This is a genomic window from Simonsiella muelleri ATCC 29453, from assembly GCF_002951835.1.
In the GTDB taxonomy this organism is placed as follows: Bacteria; Pseudomonadota; Gammaproteobacteria; order Burkholderiales; family Neisseriaceae; genus Simonsiella; species Simonsiella muelleri.
In genome coordinates, this window is the sequence record NZ_CP019448.1 from 2047178 (window position 1) to 2068376 (window position 21199).

At 43.0% G+C, this 21199-nt stretch carries 17 protein-coding genes; 13 read left to right on the forward strand and 4 right to left on the reverse strand.

The features are described from left to right. Positions 1-54: 54 nt before the first annotated feature. Complete coding sequence (purL, locus tag BWP33_RS10205) at positions 55-3942, reverse strand: phosphoribosylformylglycinamidine synthase (protein ID WP_002641398.1); 3888 nt, start codon at positions 3940-3942, stop codon at positions 55-57. A 167-nt stretch (positions 3943-4109) separates the two neighbouring features. Here purL and dapE point away from each other — a divergent pair, with 167 nt between their 5' ends. The 3 genes from dapE to BWP33_RS10220 are packed head-to-tail and all read left to right on the forward strand — an operon-like array spanning position 4110 to position 6743. Then, positions 4110-5234, forward strand: a complete 1125-nt coding sequence (gene dapE / locus BWP33_RS10210; RefSeq protein WP_002641397.1) for a succinyl-diaminopimelate desuccinylase — start codon at positions 4110-4112, stop codon at positions 5232-5234. Positions 5235-5292: 58 nt separating this feature from the next. Next, positions 5293-6249, forward strand: a complete 957-nt coding sequence (locus BWP33_RS10215) for a DUF58 domain-containing protein (RefSeq protein WP_002641396.1) — start codon at positions 5293-5295, stop codon at positions 6247-6249. Between the two features lie 38 nt (positions 6250-6287). Continuing rightward, entirely contained in the window at positions 6288-6743 is a 456-nt protein-coding gene (locus BWP33_RS10220) for an AAA family ATPase (protein ID WP_002641395.1), read from the forward strand. 1 nt (position 6744) lies between these two features. Here the strand turns inward: BWP33_RS10220 and BWP33_RS10225 are convergent, their stop codons facing one another. Further along, positions 6745-7182, reverse strand: a complete 438-nt coding sequence (locus tag BWP33_RS10225) for a hypothetical protein (RefSeq protein WP_002641394.1) — start codon at positions 7180-7182, stop codon at positions 6745-6747. 169 nt (positions 7183-7351) lie between these two features. Here BWP33_RS10225 and tsaE point away from each other — a divergent pair, with 169 nt between their 5' ends. From tsaE to BWP33_RS10240, 3 genes are read left to right on the forward strand one after another with little or no spacing between them, the layout of a single operon-like run. After that, positions 7352-7810, forward strand: a complete 459-nt coding sequence (tsaE, locus tag BWP33_RS10230; RefSeq protein WP_002641393.1) for a tRNA (adenosine(37)-N6)-threonylcarbamoyltransferase complex ATPase subunit type 1 TsaE — start codon at positions 7352-7354, stop codon at positions 7808-7810. Beyond that, on the forward strand, positions 7798-9033 hold the full coding sequence (locus BWP33_RS10235) for an N-acetylmuramoyl-L-alanine amidase (protein ID WP_002641392.1): 1236 nt from the start codon (positions 7798-7800) through the stop codon (positions 9031-9033). The genes tsaE and BWP33_RS10235 overlap by 13 nt, the downstream gene beginning before the upstream one ends. Continuing rightward, on the forward strand, positions 9008-9583 hold the full coding sequence (locus BWP33_RS10240) for a hypothetical protein (protein WP_155999524.1): 576 nt from the start codon (positions 9008-9010) through the stop codon (positions 9581-9583). Before BWP33_RS10235 ends, BWP33_RS10240 begins: the two co-directional genes overlap by 26 nt. A 220-nt stretch (positions 9584-9803) precedes the next feature. Here BWP33_RS10240 and BWP33_RS10245 read toward each other — a convergent pair whose 3' ends face one another. After that, positions 9804-10670 carry a substrate-binding periplasmic protein gene (locus BWP33_RS10245; RefSeq protein ID WP_040628694.1) on the reverse strand — a complete coding sequence of 289 codons (867 nt, stop codon included), beginning with the start codon at positions 10668-10670 and terminating at the stop codon, positions 9804-9806. Positions 10671-10881: 211 nt separating this feature from the next. Between BWP33_RS10245 and BWP33_RS10250 the strand changes: the two genes are divergently transcribed. The 3 genes from BWP33_RS10250 to waaF all read left to right on the forward strand — a co-directional run bounded on the left by BWP33_RS10250 (position 10882) and on the right by waaF (position 14581). Then, positions 10882-12075, forward strand: a complete 1194-nt coding sequence (locus BWP33_RS10250) for an amino acid aminotransferase (RefSeq protein ID WP_002641389.1) — start codon at positions 10882-10884, stop codon at positions 12073-12075. An 81-nt stretch (positions 12076-12156) separates the two neighbouring features. Beyond that, positions 12157-13533, forward strand: coding sequence for a Na+/H+ antiporter NhaC (nhaC, locus tag BWP33_RS10255; RefSeq protein ID WP_002641388.1), 1377 nt, complete (start codon positions 12157-12159; stop codon positions 13531-13533). A gap of 46 nt (positions 13534-13579) precedes the next feature. Beyond that, complete coding sequence (gene waaF / locus BWP33_RS10260) at positions 13580-14581, forward strand: lipopolysaccharide heptosyltransferase II (protein WP_002641387.1); 1002 nt, start codon at positions 13580-13582, stop codon at positions 14579-14581. 49 nt (positions 14582-14630) lie between these two features. Here waaF and panC read toward each other — a convergent pair whose 3' ends face one another. After that, positions 14631-15464, reverse strand: coding sequence for a pantoate--beta-alanine ligase (gene panC, locus BWP33_RS10265; RefSeq protein ID WP_002641386.1), 834 nt, complete (start codon positions 15462-15464; stop codon positions 14631-14633). Between the two features lie 226 nt (positions 15465-15690). On the opposite strand from panC, the gene BWP33_RS10270 reads away from it, so the two are divergent. From BWP33_RS10270 to BWP33_RS10285, 4 genes are all read left to right on the forward strand, one after another. Then, on the forward strand, positions 15691-16002 hold the full coding sequence (locus tag BWP33_RS10270; protein WP_002641385.1) for an ElaB/YgaM/YqjD family protein: 312 nt from the start codon (positions 15691-15693) through the stop codon (positions 16000-16002). Positions 16003-16125: 123 nt separating this feature from the next. Then, entirely contained in the window at positions 16126-16521 is a 396-nt protein-coding gene (locus BWP33_RS10275) for a phage holin family protein (protein ID WP_002641384.1), read from the forward strand. Between the two features lie 3 nt (positions 16522-16524). After that, entirely contained in the window at positions 16525-16791 is a 267-nt protein-coding gene (locus tag BWP33_RS10280; protein ID WP_002641383.1) for a hypothetical protein, read from the forward strand. Between the two features lie 568 nt (positions 16792-17359). Continuing rightward, the gene (locus BWP33_RS10285) at positions 17360-21196 is read left to right on the forward strand and encodes a FimV/HubP family polar landmark protein (protein ID WP_104930396.1); all 3837 of its coding nucleotides are present in this window, start codon (positions 17360-17362) and stop codon (positions 21194-21196) included. The last annotated feature ends 3 nt before the right edge of the window (positions 21197-21199 follow it).

The window sequence follows — 21199 nt, forward strand, 5'->3', positions numbered from 1 at the left end:
CAATTCAGGCAACCCGAAAAAAAATCTTTCAGGCTGCCTGAATGTTATTTTGTGCTACCCAATCACTTTCCGCGCACTCGCAAACAAACGATACCACCCACTTAATTCGCTATCGCGCCAACTTTCAGGCAGCCACGACATCTGGGCGGTACGGTACACGCGTTCGGGGTGTGGCATCATAATGGTAACGCGCCCGTCTGTGGTGGTGATGCCCGCGATGCCTTTCGGTGAACCATTTGGATTTAAAGGATATTGCTGCGTAACTGCACCCAAGCCGTCTACATATTGCAACGCGATGTTCAATTCAGACGGCATTTGTCCGCCTAAATGCGCAAAATCGGCGCGACCTTCGCCATGACTCACAACCACAGGCAAAGCAGAACCCACCATTTCCGACAAAATCAAAGACGGCGATTGGGCAACTTTGACCATGCTCAAACGCGCTTCAAATTGTTCGGATTCATTGCGTTTGAATTTTGCCCAACCATTTGAATTGGGGATAATTTCCGCCAAATTGCTGACCATTTGGCAGCCGTTACACACGCCCAAAGTCAACGTGTTTGGATTAGCGAAAAATGCTGCGAATTGGTCGCGCAATTTTTCGTGGAACAAAATAGACTTCGCCCAACCTTCGCCCGCGCCCAATACGTCTCCATAACTGAATCCGCCACAAGCCGCCAACATCTGCATATCCGCCAAATTCACGCGCCCTGCCATCAAATCGGACATATGCACGTCAATCGCGTCAAAACCTGCGCGTTTGAATGCGGCCGCCATTTCAATGTGTCCGTTTACGCCTTGTTCACGCAAAATGGCGATTTTCGGTTTCAGGCTGCCTGAAATAAAGGGTGCAGCAATATCTTCTTTTAAATCAAACGTTAAATTGGCAAACAATTTCGCTTTTTCATCACCAATCAAGGCAAATTCGCTGTCGGCACATTCTGGGTTATCGCGCAATTTTTGGATTTGGTAAGACGTTTCTTGCCAAATTTTTTGCAGTTCCAGCAGATTAAACGTGTGTTCGCCAATCACGATGCGGTCGCTGCCAATTTCAGGCTGCCCAATTTGATACAGCAATTCAGGGAATTCGCGTTGTTCAAACAAAGCTTGAACGTAAGACAAATCTTCGCTACGAATTTGTAACACTGCGCCCAATTCCTCATTAAACAAAATGTCTTGGTCGGTGCGATTTTCCACCAAGCGTTCCATGGCAAAATCGCTTTCCAAATCAATCCGCAACCCAGCACGCCCTGCAAACGCCATCTCCGCCAAAGTAACAAATAAACCACCATCACTACGGTCGTGATACGCCAACAATTTGTCTTCGGCAACCAGTTGTTGCATGATTTCGTAGAACACGATTAATGTGTCTGCATCAATATCAGGTGCTTCGCCACCCAAGTCATTCCACACTTGCCCCAAAGCCGAACCACCCATGCGCGATTTGCCAAAACCCAAATCAACCAGCAATAACACGCTATTTTCAATCGGTTTTAAATCAGGCGTAACCGTTTTGCGAACGTCCGCTACAGGCGCAAATGCCGAAATAATCAAACTCAATGGCGACACCACCGATTTTTGCTCGCCCTTGTCGTTCCAGACGGTTTTCATGGATAAACTGTCTTTGCCAACAGGAATGCTCACGCCCAAATCTTGGCAAATCTCGGAAACGGCTTGCACCGTGCGATACAATTTCTCGTCTTCGCCTTTCACGCCACAAGCCGCCATCCAATTCGCCGATAATTTAATCTTGCCAATCTCGCCAATGTTCACCGCTGCAATATTCGTGATTGCTTCGCCAATACACATACGCCCCGATGCAGGCGCATCTGCCAATGCTACGGCTGGTTTTTCGCCCATAGACATGGCTTCGCCGCGATGTGTGTTGAAACCCATCATGGTTACCGCACAATCGGCAATCGGTACTTGATACGCGCCCACCATTTGGTCGCGGTGCGTCATACCGCCTACACTTCTGTCGCCAATCGTAATCAAAAAATGTTTGCTGGCAACCGCTGGCAACCGCAATACACGGTAAACGCTTTCGCGCAAATCGTATTTCGACGCGTCAAACTGGCTTTCAGGCAGCCTAAAAGTTTCGTCTGTGCGTGTGGTTTTGGGCGGTTTACCCAGTAATACATTTAATGGCAAATCCACAGGCTGGTTATTGAACAAATCATCGCGTACTTGCAGATGACCGTCATCAGTCGCCACACCAACCACCGCAAACGGACAACGTTCACGTTCGCAAATTTCGCGGAATAAAGCCAAATTTTCGGGCAAAATTGCCAATACATAACGCTCTTGCGACTCGTTGCACCAAATTTGCAAAGGATTCAAGCCGTGTTCTTCCAATGGCACATCGCGTAAGGCAAATTTCGCGCCGCGTCCAGCGTCATTTACCAATTCAGGAAACGCATTGGATAAACCGCCTGCGCCAACATCGTGAATGGAAATAATTGGATTGTTGTCCGCACCCAACTGCCAACAACGGTCAATCACTTCTTGCGCACGGCGTTCCATTTCGGGGTTACCACGTTGCACGGAATTAAAATCTAAATCGGCGTTGTTGCTGCCAGTATCCATAGACGAAGCCGCGCCGCCACCCAAGCCAATCAACATACCCTTGCCACCCAACTGGATTAACAATGCGCTTTCGGGGATTTCGTGTTTATGCGTTTGTTCGGCGTTGATGTTGCCCAAACCGCCTGCAATCATAATCGGTTTGTGGAAACCGCGCACCGTGTCGCCATGTTTCATCTCAAACGTGCGGAAATAGCCCAGCAAATTCGGGCGACCAAATTCATTATTAAACGCCGCGCCACCCAATGGCGCGTCAATCATAATATCCAACGGCGAAGCAATGTGTTCAGGCTTGCCATAATCGCGCTCCCAAGGCTGCCTGAAATCAGGAATATTCAAATTAGAAACCGTGAAACCTGTCAAACCTGCTTTCGGACGCGAACCACGCCCCGTTGCGCCTTCATCACGAATTTCGCCACCTGCGCCTGTTGCTGCGCCTGCAAATGGTGCGATGGCGGTTGGGTGATTATGGGTTTCTACTTTCATGATGATGTGTGTATTTTCATGATGAAAATCATATTGTTGGGCATTCTGTGCATTTGGATACAAACGCTCAACTTCTGCGCCTTCAATCACAGATGAATTGTCTTTGTACGCCACAACGGTGCCATGAGGCGATTTTTCGTGCGTGTCGCGAATCATGCGAAACAGCGATTTTTCTTGTTTTTCGCCATTCAAAATAAAATCTGCATTGAAAATTTTGTGGCGGCAATGCTCGGAATTGGCTTGCGCAAACATCATCAATTCCACATCGGACGGATTTCGGTTAAGTTGTTGATAATTTTCCACTAAATAATCAATCTCGTCAGGCGACAAAGCCAAACCCATGCTTTTGTTTGCACTTTCCAACGCTGCGCGTCCGCCAACCAAAATATCCACCGTTTCAAAGGTTTGGTCTTGATGCGCGATGAACAATTTTTCGGCTGCCTGAAAATCAGACAACACCGATTCAGTCATGCGATCGTGCAATAAATTTGCCCATTTAGTGCGTTCTGCTGCGTTCAGGCTGCCTGAAAGATAAATCGCCGTACCGCGCTCAATGCGTTCAACGCCAGCGATGCCGCAATTTTGCGCGATATCGGTCGCTTTACTCGCCCACGGCGAAATCGTGCCGATACGTGGCGTAATCAAAAAAAGGCTCTGTTCAACAGCTGGCGATTCAACGCGCTTAGCTGCCAACAAAGCCTCTAATTTTTCAATGGTCAGATTGTCTAAAGGTTGATGAGACGCAACGAAATACCAATATTCGCTGGCAATTTGCGTTTGTGGCAACCCAATTTGCACAGCTTTTTGCTGCAATTTTTGAATACGAAATGGCGATAATGCGCACGCGCCACGCAAAGCGGTAACAACAGACATGGTGATTTAAACTCACGGTGGTTGAAAAATGACCGAATTATAACGGAATTTTGCATCTTCAGGCTGCCTGAAAAAAACGCATACTCATTCACTCAATCAAATTAATCTAAAAATGAAATGAATTTCTGCGTTAAAATGGCACTTTTGATTTTTCAGGCAGCCTGAATATGACCACACTCGCATTAGCCAAACAATTATTGACCGAACAATCCATCACTCCCGATGATAAAAATTGCCAAAAAATTCTAGCCGCACGCCTACGCGCCATCGGTTTTGAGATTGAAGAAATGCACTTTGGCAACACCAAAAATTTCTACGCCAAACGCGGTAATAACGCACCGCTACTGTGTTTCGCAGGACACACCGATGTCGTGCCAACAGGCGATGTAAACCAATGGACGTTTGACCCATTCACGCCGACTGAACACAACGGCAAACTCTACGCACGCGGTGCAGCCGATATGAAAACCGCGATTGCCTGTTTTGTTACGGCTTGTGAACGTTTTATTGCAGCCAATCCTCATTTTTCAGGCAGCCTTGCGCTGTTGATTACTTCGGACGAAGAAGGCGACGCGCATGATGGCACAACCAAAGTAGTAGAACAACTAAAACAACGTGGCGAACAAATTGACTATTGCATTGTGGGCGAACCTACCGCCGTCAATCAACTGGGCGACACGCTGAAAAATGGCAGACGTGGCAGCCTTTCAGGCAACCTAACGGTGCATGGCAAACAAGGACACATTGCTTATCCACATTTAGCCAAAAACCCCATTCATGCCGCTGCACCAGCACTAGCCGAGCTTGCTGCCACCGAATGGGACACAGGCAACCCATATTTTCCTGCCACCAGTTTCCAGATTTCCAATATCAATGGTGGTACAGGCGCAACCAACGTTATTCCTGCTGTGGTCAATGTCAAATTCAATTTTCGTTTTTCTACCGAACAAACTGAAAGCAGCCTGAAAACGCGTGTGCATGAAATTTTAGACAAACATGGTTTGCAATACGATTTGGATTGGAGCTTGTCGGGCAATCCGTTCTTGACCGAAGCCGGTCAATTAACCGAAGTCGCACAACGTGCCATCGGCGAAATTTGTGGCATTCAAGCGGAATTGTCCACCACAGGAGGCACTTCGGACGGACGTTTCATCAAAGCGATTGCCAATGAATTGATTGAATTGGGTTTTGTTAATGCCACCATTCATCAAATTGATGAACACATTGAATTGGCGGATATTGATAAATTGTCAGCAATTTATGAAAATATGTTGATTCAATTGATGAAATAATTTTTGTGAATTAAATTGGCGAAACATCAAATTCATTAACCAATAAAAAAATAATATTATGCTGAAAGCAAAAGAAAATTTAATCGTTCATCAAGATGGTTTGGTATCGGGTCAACACGTTCGTTTGCGCCCGACAAAATTATGTATCACATTGTTATTATTGAGTTTGGCAATTTGGATTGGTGCGGTCAATTATCAAGTGAACGTGGCATACGCGGTTTGCTTTTGGGTGCTGGGATTGATTGGCGTGGTGGCGTTGATTACCAAACGACAATTATTGGGTTTGAATGTCAATATTTTGTTTTCAGATGAAGTATTTGCAGGAGAACATGCAGATGTGCGTTTCAAATTAAATGCAGGCAAACGTTTACGCGTGGTGTGGTGGCGTGGCGAATACGCCAAACAAATTGACGAAAATCAACCCAACCAATTCACCATTTGGCAATGCGCCACGCTTTCAGGCAGCCTGAAAGAACAAGAGTGGCAATGGGCAATCCCCATCACGCAACGTGGTTATTTTCCGACTGATTTATTTATACAATTAGCCACTTCTGCACCATTTGGTTTGTTTCAAGCGGAATGTCGGGTGCAATGGCAATCCAATGCGGTGGCATTTGCTGCGCCCCTGCCACACCACGATTTTGGTGTCGCTGCCCAATCCGATGACACCCAAATCGCCCAATATGCTGGTATGCACGGCGATGATATTGCGTATTTGAAAAATCATCAGAAAAGCGCAAGTTTACAACATGTTGCGTGGAAAGTGTATGCCAAACGCGGCGAATTGATGGACAAAGTGTTTGACGAACCACCGCCCGCCATGCACAGTGAGAAAATTTCTTATTTGGATTATCCACTAGGTACGCCAATGGAAAAATTGGCAAGTTTGCTGACTTATCGCGTGTTGCAAGCCGACAAAACAGGCATGCCTTACACGTTGGAATTACCCAATTTAACGCTCACGCCACAAAATGGATTGCGCGAAAAATCTTTGAATGCCTTGGCATTAATGTGATTTTCAGGCTGCCTGAAAGAAAATTTTAGAGAAATTTAATGCAAAAATTTATTTTATTACGCGGACACGAAGGTTCGGGCAAATCCACATTTGCACGCACCCAGATTCACCAATTTCAAGAAAATTTTCCTGATGCACACATCATTCACATTGATAATGACTTGGCTTTGACCGATAAAAATGGCGTATATCATTTTGATTTTGAGAAATTTGCTCAAGCACATCGCGATAATATGGCAGCGCAACAAGCCGCATTTGCACAAGGACAACGCGAACCGCATCGCCCTATGCTCGTCATCAACGCGAACCCCAACCAAAAAGCCAAAACCTGCCAACAATGGATTGATGCTGCGCTACAACATGGTTTTGTGGTGGAAGTTTATCGGCTGCATCGTTTTTTTCTCAACTTGCACGGCGTGAGTGAAAACGATGTCCAAAAAAGCTATGCACGACTTGATGCCAATCCGATTGCTGGCGAAATCCATATTTTTTAACTTATTGAATAACTTGATTATTTTGAAATATTTGCTGTTGCAAGATGGTGCCGTTGATGCTGTACACGGTTAACGCGCCATTGGCTGGTGTCGCACGGAACACATACAATTGACTGGCGGTTAATGGCATTGGATCAGTACGTTTTGCGCCACCCATCTCATAAAAATCTTGCACAATATATTGATTTGCTGATTGTTTGCTAATAATTTGGCGGTAAAAGCCATTTTTGCTGGCTGCATCGCTTAAACGTCCTTGTGCATCAAAATGAATCGTGGTCGGTGTGGTTTGGGTGGGCATCTGAATGCTGGTTCCCACACCAATGCGGTTACCAAACATTCCCCCAATCCCCACGCCCACCGATACACCATCGCCACTCGTCAATCCGCTCACGCACGCATTCAATAATAAACCACTCATCATAATTAATTGATATTTCATTTTATTTCACCATATTATCCATCTGTACAGATTCACATTATCAATTCTGTGGCAAAAACACCATTAAAAAGCGTTGAATTTGTTTTTTCAGGCAGCCTGTCTAGGGGTGCATATCAAAAAGTTATATAATAGCATCTTCTACAACAACGCAACCCTTATTGATAAACATATGACTCAATCTATTTTTTTGCCTGATGAATCCGCCACTTTGGCAATGGGGACACAATGGGCGCGGTGTGTTGCTGCGCCGTTGGTCATTTATTTAAATGGTGATTTAGGCATGGGCAAGACCACGTTTGTGCGTGGATTATTGCGCGGTTTGGGCTATCAAGGGGCGGTCAAAAGCCCCACTTATGCGATTGTGGAAAGTTACAGGCTGCCTGAATATGAACTGAATCACTTTGATTTGTATCGTTTTAGCTACCCAGAAGAATGGCAAGACGCGGGTTTAGACGATTTTTTTTCAGGCAACCATGTGAATTTAATTGAGTGGGCAGTACAAGGGGGCGAGTTTGTCCCTGCGCCCGATTTGGTCATCACATTTTCCATGCAGAATGGCGGACGCTTATGTATCGTAGCGGCGCATTCTGCTTCAGGACAACGGAGTTTAAATTTATGGCAGAATTGAGTCGCCGTCAGTTATTAGGTGCATCGGCAGGTGCAATGTTGTTGGGTGCGCCCAAATTGGCTTTAGCAGCAAGTCGCAATCAGTTTTTAGCAGTCCGTATTTGGCCAGCACAAGCCTACACACGCATCACGTTGGAATCCACCGAAAAAATTAATTACAAATATTTTGTGTTAAATAATCCCAATCGTATTATTGTGGATATTGAAAACGCAAATTTAAACAATGTATTAAACACCATCACACAGAAAGTCCAACACAGCGACCCTTATATTCGCAATATTCGTGCTGGACAAAAAGACGACAACACCATTCGCATTGTGATGGAATTAAAATCCAATATTAATCCGCAAATCTTTAATTTAGAACCTGTTTCTAATTTTAAACACCGTTTAGTCATGGATTTGTACCCAGCCAATGGACGCGTAGGCGAAGACCCGATTTTGGCATTATTGAATGATATGGGCGTAAAATCCCCAACCAATACCATCAATAATTCATCGCCTTACCGCCAAACTGCCGTACCCAAGCGTTCTAATCGCCGACCTGTGATTATGCTTGACCCTGGACATGGCGGCGAAGACCCTGGTGCCATCAGTCCCAATGGTTTGCAAGAAAAAGAAGTGGTGTTGGCAATTGCGCGTGAAACAAAAAAACGTTTGGAAGCATTGGGTTACAAAGTTTACATGACGCGCAATGAAGACGTATTTATCCCACTCAAAGTGCGGACACAAAAAGCACAACACGTACAAGCCGATTTGTTTGTGTCGATTCACGCCGATTCGGTAAACCGCCCCGAACCTCGCGGAACAGGTGTGTATGTATTGAGTGAACGTGGCGCAAGTAGTGAAGCAGCACGATTGTTAGCAGACAGCCAAAACCGTTCCGACACCATCGGTGGCGTAAAGATGAGCAATAACCGCGAAGTAAATAACGTCTTAATGGATATGCTGCAATCACAAACCATCACAGACAGCAGCCGTTTGGCGCGTTTGGTGCTGAATCAATTGGGAAAACACAATAAAATCAAAAATGAAATCAACTTAGCTAATTTTGTGGTATTGCGTTCGCCTGATATTCCTTCTATTTTGGTGGAAACGGCGTTTTTGTCCAATCCGCAAGACGAAGCCTTGTTGCGTAGCACCAGTTTCCGTAAAAAAGTGGCGCAATCCATTGCCGATGGCATGAAACAATATTTGAGTGCAGCGGTTTTGGCGCAACGTTAAGATTAAAATCAAATTTGAATTCACTTCATTTTCAGGCTGCCTTTCCATTCATTTACAAGGCAGCCTGAAAAAACAACATCAGAAAAATAATATGATAGAAAAAATGTCCGCCCCCAAACAAATTCAAACCTACCCTAATCAACAACATTGGCAGCCACGCCATGCAGCGGTGCAATGTGCATTGGATTCGCAACAAACTGCGTGCTTGGCAACCGAATATTATCCGCTCCGCATAACTGGTCGCGTCGATTACACAAATTTTAGTCAAGATTATCAATATCATGGCAAAAAACTGCCCACCCCAAAACCCATTGACACCCAACTTACCTTAGAACGTGTCTCCAAATTCACCGCTGCTACAATACAAATTGGCGATGTCATCCAATTATCTAATAATGATGAAAAAATTGTAACCAACAATACACCAGTTCGCGTATATCATGAAATCTCCACGCGCGCCATCAGCACAGGTCAAGCATTATCCATTTGGCAACGTTGGCATTTCACGCGCTTTTTAAAATTAACGGAAATGAACAGAGAAAATTCATAAGCAAAAATCTTTGTGAAACTGATTTTTGATGATTTTGAAATCAATACAGAATATGAACCGTTTACGTTTTCAGGCAGCCTGAAAAACACGGCGTGCAAATTCAAATAAGATAAGCGGAGCGGCATAAATCAGCACACAGTAAGCCGCTACAACGCCATCTTATTTAAAGGTGAATAACCATAACATCTCGCAGGTAGGATTTTTGAGTCTAACTTAAATTTTATTTGGTACCAAACCACTTGTTCACAATTTTATCGTATGAACCATTGGCTTTAATCGCACTCAAACCTTTATCAATTTGTGCCAGTAATTCAGGGTTATCTTGAGCAACACCAAAAACCAATTGGTGTTTAGGCGCATTGGTTGGAATGAAGCGGAATTTCAAACCATTTTTTTCATCATGAATTTTCTCAAAATATTGCAATGCGCGGTCTTCTGCTAATACACCAACAGTTTCCCCTTTAAACACGCTTTGCAATGACAAATAAATACTTCGGCGTTCAGTCATTTTGTTGTTACTGATTTGTTTAGCCAAATCTTTCATATCAGGTGGGTAGTAAGCACTGACGCTGATTCCTTTATCTTTCAAGTCGTTGATTGTTTTAATATTGGCATTTTCAGGTTTATCCAACACCCCGACAACCACTGAATTTTCCAAAAAAGGTTGACTAACCGCTACTTTTTTCTGTAACTCATCACTAAGAATTAATCCAGAAATCCAAGCATCTGCCTGTTTATTAGACAAAGTAGCATCAAAATTTGCTAAAGGTATCGCCTCCAATTTCACATTAAATTGTGCGCTCTCTGCCACTGCATACAAAATATCCGTTTCAAAACCAATAATTTCAGTATTTTTATTACGATATTCAAGAGGAGGGTAATTAGGCTCAGTAGCGAATGTATATGTTTTCCAATTTGCATTGAATGCGGGACGAGGCGCAACATCCACTTGAGGGGAAATCATCCCAGTTTCCACCGCCGTACTGGACGTTTTATTTTCCGTAGATGCTGGCGAGTTTGGAGCTTCTTTTTGACAAGCAACTAAAAACAACCCACTGATTAAAACAGAAATTAAACGAGTATTCATCATAATTTTCCTTGTTAATATTAATTATTTAATCAATCCACCTTTTTTTAGATTATACACTTAAATTTTATTCTTTTGATATAAAAAAAACAACAATTTTTAACCATAAATTACAATTCACAACAAAAACAGTTTTCAGGCTGCCTGAAAACTTTCGCATCGGTTACAATACGCTTTGTTGTATCCACTGCATATTTTTTAGGAAATGATGATGTATCAACACGTTCAACATTACGCAGGCGACCCCATTCTTAGCTTGGTGGAAACCTTCCAAAACGACCCACGTCCCAATAAAATCAGCTTAGCCATTGGCATTTATTTTGATAATAATGGAAAAATGCCTTTACCTAACAGCGTGCTAACTGCTGAAAAACAAATCGGTTTTGGTGTCAAAAGCTATTTGCCTATGGAAGGACACGCAGGTTTTCGCACCGAAGTCGCCAAATTAATTTTGGGTGCAGACAACCCCGTTTTAACTGAAAATCGCGTGGTAGTGGTGCAAACTTTGGGCGGTTCAGGCGCGTTAAAACTGGGTGCAGAATTTATTCATCGCTGGTTGCCACAAACCAAAATGTACGTTAGCGACCCCACTTGGGACAATCATCGTGGTATTTTTGAAGGTGCAGGTTTTGAAGTTGGTAGCTATCCCTATTATGATGCCAACACGATTGGTGTGAGATTTACCCAAATGTGTGCATTTTTCAACACGCTGCCTGAAAATACCGTGGTGTTGCTGCACCCTTGCTGCCACAATCCGACTGGCGTGGATTTATCGCCAGAACAGTGGGATACGATTTTGCAAATCGTTGCTGAACGCAAATTGATTCCGTTTATGGACATGGCGTATCAAGGTTTTGGTGGCGATTTTGACAGCGATGCGTACGCGATTCGCAAGGCTGTGGCAATGAATTTACCATTATTTGCAAGTTGCTCATTTTCCAAAAATATGTCGCAATACGGTCAGCGTGTGGGTGCGTTGTTGGTACTGGCACCAAACGCGGCAGAAGCAGAATTGGTACTTGGACAAATGAAATTGAATGTGCGCCACATTTATTCCAGCCCCCCTGCGCAAGGTGGTTTGATAGCGTATTATGTTTTATCAAACAAAGAGTTGCTTATTCAATGGCAAACCGAAGTATATGAAATGCGCGACCGCATTCGCCAAATGCGCCAAAAATTATACGATGTGTTGAGTCGCAGGCTGCCTGAAAAAGATTTCAGCTATTTTATTAAACAGCGCGGAATGTTCAGTTATACGGGTTTGACGGTGGCGCAAGTGCAGCGTTTGCGTGATGAATTTGCGATTTATTTGCTCGATTCGGGGCGTTTGTGCGTGGCTGGTCTCAACGATGGCAACATTGACGCTGTAGCTGATGCGATGGCAGCGGTGTTTAAAACAACGTAGTTGGTTTTCAGGCAGCCTGTAGCTGAAAAAAGCAACCTAAAAATTTCCCTAAAATTTTAATTTTGATTTTAAAACGATAACATGATTAGCAAACAACCTTTACTCACACTCAACACCCAACAAGCTTTGGGTATTGTTATTATTTTGGTGGCGATGATGGGGTTTACCATTATTCAATTAGAATGGGTACCGCATTTAACCATTCTGACCGCCCTACTTGCGTTGTTGGCTTATGGCATGATGCGCGGCATTCATTGGAACGAAATGCAAAAACGCATGGCACAATCTGTTGAACAAGGCATGGGCGCAGTTTATTTGTTCTTTTTTATTGGGTTACTGGTTTCGTCTTTGATGATGAGTGGGGCGATTCCAACCTTGATGTATTACGGTTTTGGTTTGATTTCACCGCAATTTTTTTATTTATCGGCATTTTTATTGTGTGGCGTGATTGGCGTATCCATTGGCAGCAGCTTGACGACTTGCGCGACAGTCGGCGTGGCGTTTATGGGTATGGGCGAAGCCTTTGGTGCAAATGCCGCGATTACCGCAGGAGCAGTGGTATCAGGTGCATTTTTTGGCGATAAAATGTCGCCGTTATCGGACACCACAGGGATTGCCGCTGCTACAGTGGGCGTTGATTTGTTTGAACATATTAAAAATATGGCATATACCACCGTGCCAGCGTTGATTTTAACAGCGATGATATTCACATGGTTTGTGCCAAGCGTGGATTCAGGCAGCCTGAAAAGCGTGATTTCACTTCAAAATCAATTACAAGCAAGCGGTTTGGTACATGGTTATGCGTTATTGCCATTTGTGGTTTTAGTGGTGTTGGCGTTACGTAAAGTGAATGCAAATTTAACAATGTTATGGACAATTATTCTATCAACTTCAATTACTTATATTCACAGTTCACCAAGCTTGAGGCAATTGGGTGGTTGGTTTTTTGGTGGTTTTAAAAATGAGCATTTGGGTGAAAACATTGCCAAATTATTACAACGTGGTGGGTTGGAAAGTATGTTTTTCACGCAAACGGTGGTGATTTTGGCATTGAGTTTGGGTGGATTGCTGTTTGCATTGGGCGTGATTCCTGCGCTGCTTGACGCAATGCGCCGCTTTTTAACAACTGCTGGGCGTGCAACTTTTTCAGTAGCAGCGACAAGCGTGGGAATTAATGTATTGATTGGTGAGCAATATTTGTCTATTTTGCTGTCTGGTGAAACGTTCAAACCTGTGTATGACAAACTGGGTTTGCATCATCGCAATTTGTCGCGCACACTGGAAGATGCTGGCACGGTCATCAATCCACTTGTACCATGGAGCGTCTGTGGCGTATTTATTTCACATGTGTTGAAAGTGAGCGTAATGGATTATTTACCGTATGCGTTTTTTTGTTATTTGTGCTTGATTTTAACGATGATTTTTGGATTTACAGGATTTACGTTAAGTAAGAAATAATTTGTGTTTTCAGGCAGCCTTTTTGTTTTTTAATTAATTTATTATTATGGTTAAAAAAATTTTAATTATTTCGCCATCATGGATTGGCGATTGCGTGATGACACAACCGCTTTATCATCGTCTACACGAATTGCACCTCAATTGCCAAATTGATGTTTTTGCACCTAAATGGTCTATGGCGGTGTTTGCGCGAATGCCTGAAATTCATGATGTGATTGAAAATCCGTTTGGGCATGGCACGTTAAATGTGCGTGAACGCTGGAAATTAGGGCGCGAACTCGGTAAACGTGGCTATAACCAAGTGATTGTATTAGCCAACTCACTCAAATCCGCCATTGTCGCATTTGGCACAGGCGCAGCACAGCGTACGGGCTATATTGGCGAAATGCGTTATATTTTATTGAATGATTTATACAAATTAGACAAACAAAAATTGCCACTCATGGCGGACAGATACACCGCGTTAGCAGGTAATTTCACAGGAAAATCCACCCAACCGCGTCTGCAAATCAATCCCGACAGTCAAGCTGCAGCACTTGCCACGCATGGATTAAATAAAAACAAAAAAATCATGGCATTATGCGCAGGAGCAGAATATGGCGTAGCCAAACGCTGGCTGCCTGAACATTTCGCCACCACCGCACAACATTATGTGGCATTAGGTTGGCAAATTTGGCTATTTGGTTCGCAGAAAGATTTTGATGTTTCAGAAGAAATCAATCGGCTTTCAGGCAGCGTGTGTGTGAATTTGTGTGGCAAAACCAGTTTAGCAGAAGCGATTGATTTGTTGGCGTGTGCTGATGGTGTGGTGTGCAATGACAGCGGTTTGATGCACTTGGCGGCGGCAGTTGGCGCGAAATTGGTGGCGGTGTACGGCTCGTCCAGCCCCGACCACACGCCGCCATTAAGCAAAACCGCGAAAATAGCCACATTGAATTTGGCGTGTAGTCCATGTTTTCAGCGCGAATGTCCGTTGGGACACACCGATTGTTTACGCAAATTGCTGCCTGAAAAGGTGATTGAATTACATCGCCAATTGGGCAATTGAAAAACGTGTGATTGCAAGCCCCAAAAATAATTTGTATCCCAAACCCACGTTATAAATGACATTCCAAATTATCAATCAAACGCGTATTGCCCAAACGTGCCGCCGCCAAAACCACCAAATGTTTGTCGCCCACACGTGCCACGTTCAGGCTGCCTGATTCGCGAATTTCAACATAATCAACCACCCAACCATTTGATGATAAAGTAGATTTAACAGAATTTTCCAAAGCCGTGTAATGCTGATTACCCGATTGGAGTTGTGCCACCACCCATTTTAATTGTTGATACAATTCAGGGGCTTGAGTGCGTTCAGCTTCACTTAAATACTGATTGCGACTGGACAACGCCAAACCGTCTGCTGCCCGCCCAGTGTCCACAGGCACAATGCGAATTGGCATATTTAAATCACGCACCATACCTTGAATAATGGTTAATTGCTGATAATCTTTTTTACCAAAACACGCTACATCTGCTTGAATAATATTAAATAATTTCGTAACCACAGTTGCCACGCCGCGAAAATGATTCGGACGAAACACACCACACAATTCATTTTGCAAATTTGGTGGCTCAACGTGATATTGTTGCGTAACGTTCGGATACAACTCGCGCTCATCGGGCGCAAACAGCACCGCCACACCTGCATCACGCAATTTAGCTGCATCTTGTTCCAAAGTGCGTGGGTATTTATCAAAATCTTCGCCTTGCCCAAATTGCAAACGATTCACAAAAATACTGACCACCACATTATCAGCTTCTGCTTTAGCGCGCTGCACCAACGCCAAATGCCCTTCGTGCAAATTACCCATAGTCGGCACAAAGGCTACGCTGGAAACGTTATTGCGCCATTCTTTATATTCTTGAATAGAATGAATCATTCGCATAATAATACTCTCAAAATAGAAATCATAAAAAATCAATTGTACGGTGTTTCAGGCAGCCTGAAAACCATATATTTTATGAAAATAAATACATTAACTATATTTATTTCTTATAAAATAAACAATTAGAAAAAAAAATTAGATTTACCCTTGCATCTCATGATAATGATTGCTATAGTTAAAAACAGTCGTCATGTGGCGGCCAATAACGAAATCAAGGAGTTACACCATGAAACGTGATTTGAAAAACCAAAAAGAAGATTTGTTGAATGAAATTCAAAATGTCCTCAAAGATGTAGAATCTTTGTATGATGAGGGTTCAAAATTGGGTGCAGACGAAGTACAACGTTTACGTGCCAAATTGCAAGACCGCTTGAATGTGGCTCAAGACAAATTGCAAGGTTTGGAAGAGCGTGCAATGGAACAAGTTCGTCATCACGCTAAAGCAGCCGATGATTACGTAAACGAAAAACCTTATTATGCCATGGGTTTTGCTGCTTTAGCTGGTTTGGTTGTGGGCGTATTGCTCAACCGCAGCTAATTAACTCAATCGCCACTAATTGGCTATGATAGAAAAACCGCTTAGCAGATTAGTTGATAATTTGCTGGCGGTTTTATTTTTCAGGCAGCCTGAAAAATAATCAAGAAAATAAAAGGACATAATATGAGCATCAAACAAGAATGGGCGCATTTCAAAACCATTTGGGGGCAAGGTAGCGATTTGATTTTACTGCGCTTGCGGATGTTGCGCCTAGATGCCAATGAACAACTAGCTGTTATTATTAAAATTTTTTCGGCAGTAGTGGTGATGGCGGTTTTGAGTTTAATTGGCTTGATGGCAATGCTGCTGGGACTAAACGTGGTGTTGCCTGATATTTGGAAAATTCGTGTATTTTTCAGCGTAGCAGCACTTACTTTATTGATTTGTTTTGGTTTAATGTTGTGGATTCCAATCATATGGAAACACAGTAGTGGGCAAATCAGTGAAACTTTGGGTGCATTACAAAATGATATTCGCGCCTTACGCGGTGAAAAACCTTTAAATATATCAAAGGATTAAATCATGTCAATCAAACACGATGAAGAACGTGAATTGTTGCAATTGCAATGCGAATTGGCGCGACTCAAACTCGCTGCCACTCATCGCAAAAAATTAGATAATCAGTTGCATGAAAATCAACATACTCCCGCTAATCAATTTCTTCAGGCAGCTAGCTCGGTATCATCATCGGCTTGGCAACTGGCATTACTACCTAAATCATTGAAATATCGCGGATTAATGATTTTACTGATTGTATTAGCACAATGGTTCAGCAAAAAAAGACGTTAAACAGCAAATTGATAGATAATCCATTCATCAATAAGCAGCCTGAAATCTTGCAAATTTTTCAGGCTGCTTTCTTTCATGCAAAATGTTGAAACTGTCATTTAGAACCTGTATTGGTAAGATTGATAATTTGATTTTATTGACAATTTTTGTTTTGCGAATACTAAGCTGCTTTTTAAGCCAACGCAGTAGGCGCGTGAAGAGACAACAAAAACAAGCTATTTAAGATAATGAACACAGATTCTTACTTTAAACGACCGTAATTTGAATTTAAAGCACCATAAATGCAGTCGCATCACATAACGCGCCAATAATATTGAAATATTTTCAAGCATTAGAAAAACATCGCGAAAAAAATGCCATAAAGATAGAGTATTGCAAAGGTTTCAGGCTGCCTGAAAAAACAAATTAGGCAAATGTGAAACAGTAGCGTTAAAAATAGTTAAATAATTGATGGGTTTTACTTGGCATTTTCCCTAATAAAACGCTATCATTATGCCTAATTTGAATTTATTGTATCTAACAAACGTCTGGCAGAGCAAAATTTGGCTGCTTTGATGGGAGAAGAATTTTGAAAACCAATATTAAGATTATCGCAACTTCATTAGCATTAACCAGCTCCTTTGGTGCGTGGGCAGGTATTGGCGGCTTAAGTGTTCAGTCGCATTTGGGTCAGCCTTTTTCAGGCAGCATCGTGGTTACGGGAGAAGAAGCGGCCGCTTTGCAAGCCAGCCGTAATGTCAGTGTGTCTGGTAGCGGCATTCGTGGCAGCGTAACGCCACAAGGTAATGGCAATGTGGTGGTACGGTTGCGTTCTTCTTCTCCTATTCGTGAACCCATTATTACTTTCACGGTAAGTGCGGGTCGTCAAACGCGTGAATACACGGCAATGTTAAATCCAGCTAACTACACGCCACAACCTGCCCCACAACACGTTGAAAAACCAACCAAACCAACTAAAAACAAAACTCGTCAGTCAGCCAACACCGAATCTGGTGAGCGTGATTTCATTGAACGCAATACAGCAAAACGTTCTGATGTTCAAGAAAACACTTTGCCTGTTGATGATAATAACTCAACCACACGCAAATCCACTAAGTCTGCGCATAAAAATAACCAAACTGCACAATCCAATGATGCCAATGATGCAGCAGTAACAACCAAACAGGCACAATCCGTACAAAAATCGGGGAAATTGGCTGTTTCACCACGCCGTTATCATGCCAAGGCGGGGGAAACTTTAATTAATATTGCCAATCGTTATCGTCCACGTAATATGAGTACGCAAACAGCAGCGCGTGCTTTGGCAATGGCAAATCCAAGCGTATTCAAACGTGGTAGCACAGTACAACACAGTACCACTTTGTACATTCCCACGCCAGCACAATGGTATTCTTACGCAGAACGCGCACAATATCATGCACCTGCGAATCGTCCTGCACGCCAAACAGCACCACGAGCATCATTGCCTGTGGATAATACGCAACCCATTAATCAGGCAGCCGTAGAAAATACTGCACCAGCAGCACCCACACAGCCTGCTAAACCTGTTACGCCAACTGCGCAACCCGTAACACAACCAACGCAACCAGCAGCCACGCCACCTGCCAATGCTAAAAATATTGCCAGCCCTGCACAACCCAATGCTCAACCTGTTGCAGACAATCAAACTGCATCAGCCACAAATAAAAATACCACAACAGCCAAAACCACAGCAGCATCACAACCTGCAAATAAAGCTGCCAAAAATACCCAGACCGTAGCGGCATCGGGTGTTCAGGCAGCGTCTGTTGTGGCGGCATCGCGTGCCAGCGCACCCGAACCAATCACAGTTAATGCAGACCCACAAGCCGCCCCCGAAATGCCTGTAGATATTCCAGCCGAAGAAGAAATTGATTGGGTTGTATATGGTGCAGGTGCAGTTGGTGTGGCTGGTTTATTGGGAGGATTGGCGTATTATTTGCGCCGTCGTCGCACCACAGAATCTGAAGCCGATGATGACGGCGATGTCTTGGTTGTAGAAGAAAAACCAACAAAGAAATCTAAAAAGTCCAAAAAAATCAGTTTGGGTAAAAAAGCTGCTGCCGCTACCGCAGTTACTACAGCATCAACCGCCGCTGCATCTGAATTTGAAGATGAACATGATTTTGATTTAGATAAAGAAAACGATTTTTCCAAAGAGTTTGAAGCTTTACCTGACGATGATGATGATGGTGTTTTCTTCGCAACAGAAAATGTTAACCACTCTGCACCAAATGACGAGTTTAACTTAGATGATTTTAAAGATGATTTTGAATCCGAAACATCATCATTTAATCATGACTCTAAAAATCAATCATCTGATTCAAATAATGATTGGTATTTAGACGACAATAAAAACACGACAAACAACGAAACCGAGTGGTCATTAGACAGCCATTATGATAACGCTGAAACGCATCAAACGACAACGCATGATGATAACGCATTTAGTGCATTCAATGATGATGACGATTATTTCGCTGCTGCACCAAAATCTCAACCAATGGCAGATGAATTTGATGCTATGTTGGCAGATATCGATAATTTGGAAAAAGAAGCAACATCTTCATCTGATGAAGATGATTTTGATGCCATGTTTGCGGATAAATTAGCAGAAATTGATGCCGATTTAACACCAAGCAAAAAAACATCACGCAATGCTGATTTAGATGCATTGAACAGCTTAGATGATGAATTATCTGCATTTGCCAGCAAAAAAACCAAATCACCTGCCGCTGAATTGGACGATATTGATGCGATGTTTGCCGATAAATTGGCTGAAATTGATACCGATTTAGCACCAAGCAAAAAAACATCACGCAATGCCGACATAGATGCATTGAACAGCTTAGATGATGAATTATCTGCATTTGCCAGCAAAAAAACCAAATCACCTGCCGCAGAATTGGATGATATTGATGCGATGTTTGCCGATAAATTGGCTGAAATTGATGCCGATTTAACACCAAGCAAAAAAACATCACGCAATGCCGACTTAGATGCATTGAACAGCTTAGATGATGAATTATCTGCATTTGCCAGCAAAAAAACCAAATCACCTGCCGCAGAATTGGACGATATTGATGCGATGTTTGCCGATAAATTGGCTGAAATTGATACCGATTTAGCACCAAGCAAAAAAACATCACGCAATGCCGATTTAGACGCATTGAACAGCTTAGATGATGAATTATCTGCATTTGCCAGCAAAAAAACCAAATCACCCGCCACAGAATTGGACGATATTGATGCGATGTTCGCTGGTGCGTTGGATTCACTCGATTCATTGGTAGAAGAAAATAAAGCATCAGATGATTTATCTGCAAATGAATTAGACAGCCTGAATTCTTTAAGCGATTTCAGTAGCTTTGATACCGATTTTGCCACCACACCCGTTCAACAACCAACCAATGACGATGACATTGATGCCCTATTTGCAGATACCTTATCCGGTCTAGATTTGGACACGCCAAATCATCAGCCACATGATGAATTGGTATCCGATGCCGAATTAGACAGCCTGAACTCATTGTCTGATTTTGACCAATTGTCAGCTTTTGAATCTGCCATCAAACCACAGCCCACTCCTGTCAACGATGAAATGGATCATTTGTTGGTTGATGTGTTAAGTGATTTTGAAGACAAGCCAGTTGCTGCCATCAACAAACCCATTGTGTCTGATGCCGAAATAGAAAGCCTGAACTCATTATCTGATTTGGATAATTTGGATAGTGGCGAAAATATGGATTCTATGTTTGATGATGCGCTGGCGGATTTGGATACATTAAATGATGATATGCATTCATCTTCTGATGCCTTGTCTAATGACGAATTAGACAGCCTGAATTCTTTGTCGGAATTAGACGGATTGACATTTGAAACACCTGCTGTATCAACAGATATTGTGGAAGATGAACCCGTACTTGATGTGGACAGCATGGCTTTTGATTTGTCTGCATTTGATACATTGGCAGCAGAACACCAAGATGAATCTAATGCACTGGCACAACCAGATGACAACGACATGGCTTTTGATTTGTCCAATTTTGACTTACCTACAGAAACCGAATTAGCCAATTTGTCTGTGCCAGATGACGTAGATTCTTTGGATTTTGGCGCGCCAAATCATGAAGATTTGGAAGAACTTGGCGAATTCTCCGATTTTGAGCTGCCTGAATTAGCCGATACTGACAGTGGTGCAGACATTGGTTTTGTATCAGGTACGGTGAGTGGCGGCGATACATTAGAAGGAAAATTGGATTTAGCCAAAATGTACATTGAAATTGGTGATGAAGATGAAGCACGTCGCATGTTACGCGAATTAACCGAAGAAGGCGATGAAAACATGGCGGCAAAAGCCAAAGCATTATTAGCAAATATGAGTTAATCA

What these genes read in the sequence shown, in the direction of transcription:
- dapE (WP_002641397.1), top strand. Translation starts at nt 4,110, where the DNA reads ATGACCACACTCGCATTAGCCAAACAATTATTGACCGAACAATCCATC.
- nhaC (WP_002641388.1), top strand. Translation starts at nt 12,157, where the DNA reads ATGATTAGCAAACAACCTTTACTCACACTCAACACCCAACAAGCTTTG.
- BWP33_RS10280 (WP_002641383.1), top strand. Translation starts at nt 16,525, where the DNA reads ATGTCAATCAAACACGATGAAGAACGTGAATTGTTGCAATTGCAATGC.
- BWP33_RS10225 (WP_002641394.1), bottom strand. Translation starts at nt 7,182, where the DNA reads ATGAAATATCAATTAATTATGATGAGTGGTTTATTATTGAATGCGTGC.
- BWP33_RS10220 (WP_002641395.1), top strand. Translation starts at nt 6,288, where the DNA reads ATGCAAAAATTTATTTTATTACGCGGACACGAAGGTTCGGGCAAATCC.
- BWP33_RS10250 (WP_002641389.1), top strand. Translation starts at nt 10,882, where the DNA reads ATGTATCAACACGTTCAACATTACGCAGGCGACCCCATTCTTAGCTTG.
- panC (WP_002641386.1), bottom strand. Translation starts at nt 15,464, where the DNA reads ATGCGAATGATTCATTCTATTCAAGAATATAAAGAATGGCGCAATAAC.
- BWP33_RS10235 (WP_002641392.1), top strand. Translation starts at nt 7,798, where the DNA reads ATGGCAGAATTGAGTCGCCGTCAGTTATTAGGTGCATCGGCAGGTGCA.
- BWP33_RS10275 (WP_002641384.1), top strand. Translation starts at nt 16,126, where the DNA reads ATGAGCATCAAACAAGAATGGGCGCATTTCAAAACCATTTGGGGGCAA.
- tsaE (WP_002641393.1), top strand. Translation starts at nt 7,352, where the DNA reads ATGACTCAATCTATTTTTTTGCCTGATGAATCCGCCACTTTGGCAATG.
- BWP33_RS10245 (WP_040628694.1), bottom strand. Translation starts at nt 10,670, where the DNA reads ATGAATACTCGTTTAATTTCTGTTTTAATCAGTGGGTTGTTTTTAGTT.
- purL (WP_002641398.1), bottom strand. Translation starts at nt 3,942, where the DNA reads ATGTCTGTTGTTACCGCTTTGCGTGGCGCGTGCGCATTATCGCCATTT.
- BWP33_RS10215 (WP_002641396.1), top strand. Translation starts at nt 5,293, where the DNA reads ATGCTGAAAGCAAAAGAAAATTTAATCGTTCATCAAGATGGTTTGGTA.
- BWP33_RS10270 (WP_002641385.1), top strand. Translation starts at nt 15,691, where the DNA reads ATGAAACGTGATTTGAAAAACCAAAAAGAAGATTTGTTGAATGAAATT.
- waaF (WP_002641387.1), top strand. Translation starts at nt 13,580, where the DNA reads ATGGTTAAAAAAATTTTAATTATTTCGCCATCATGGATTGGCGATTGC.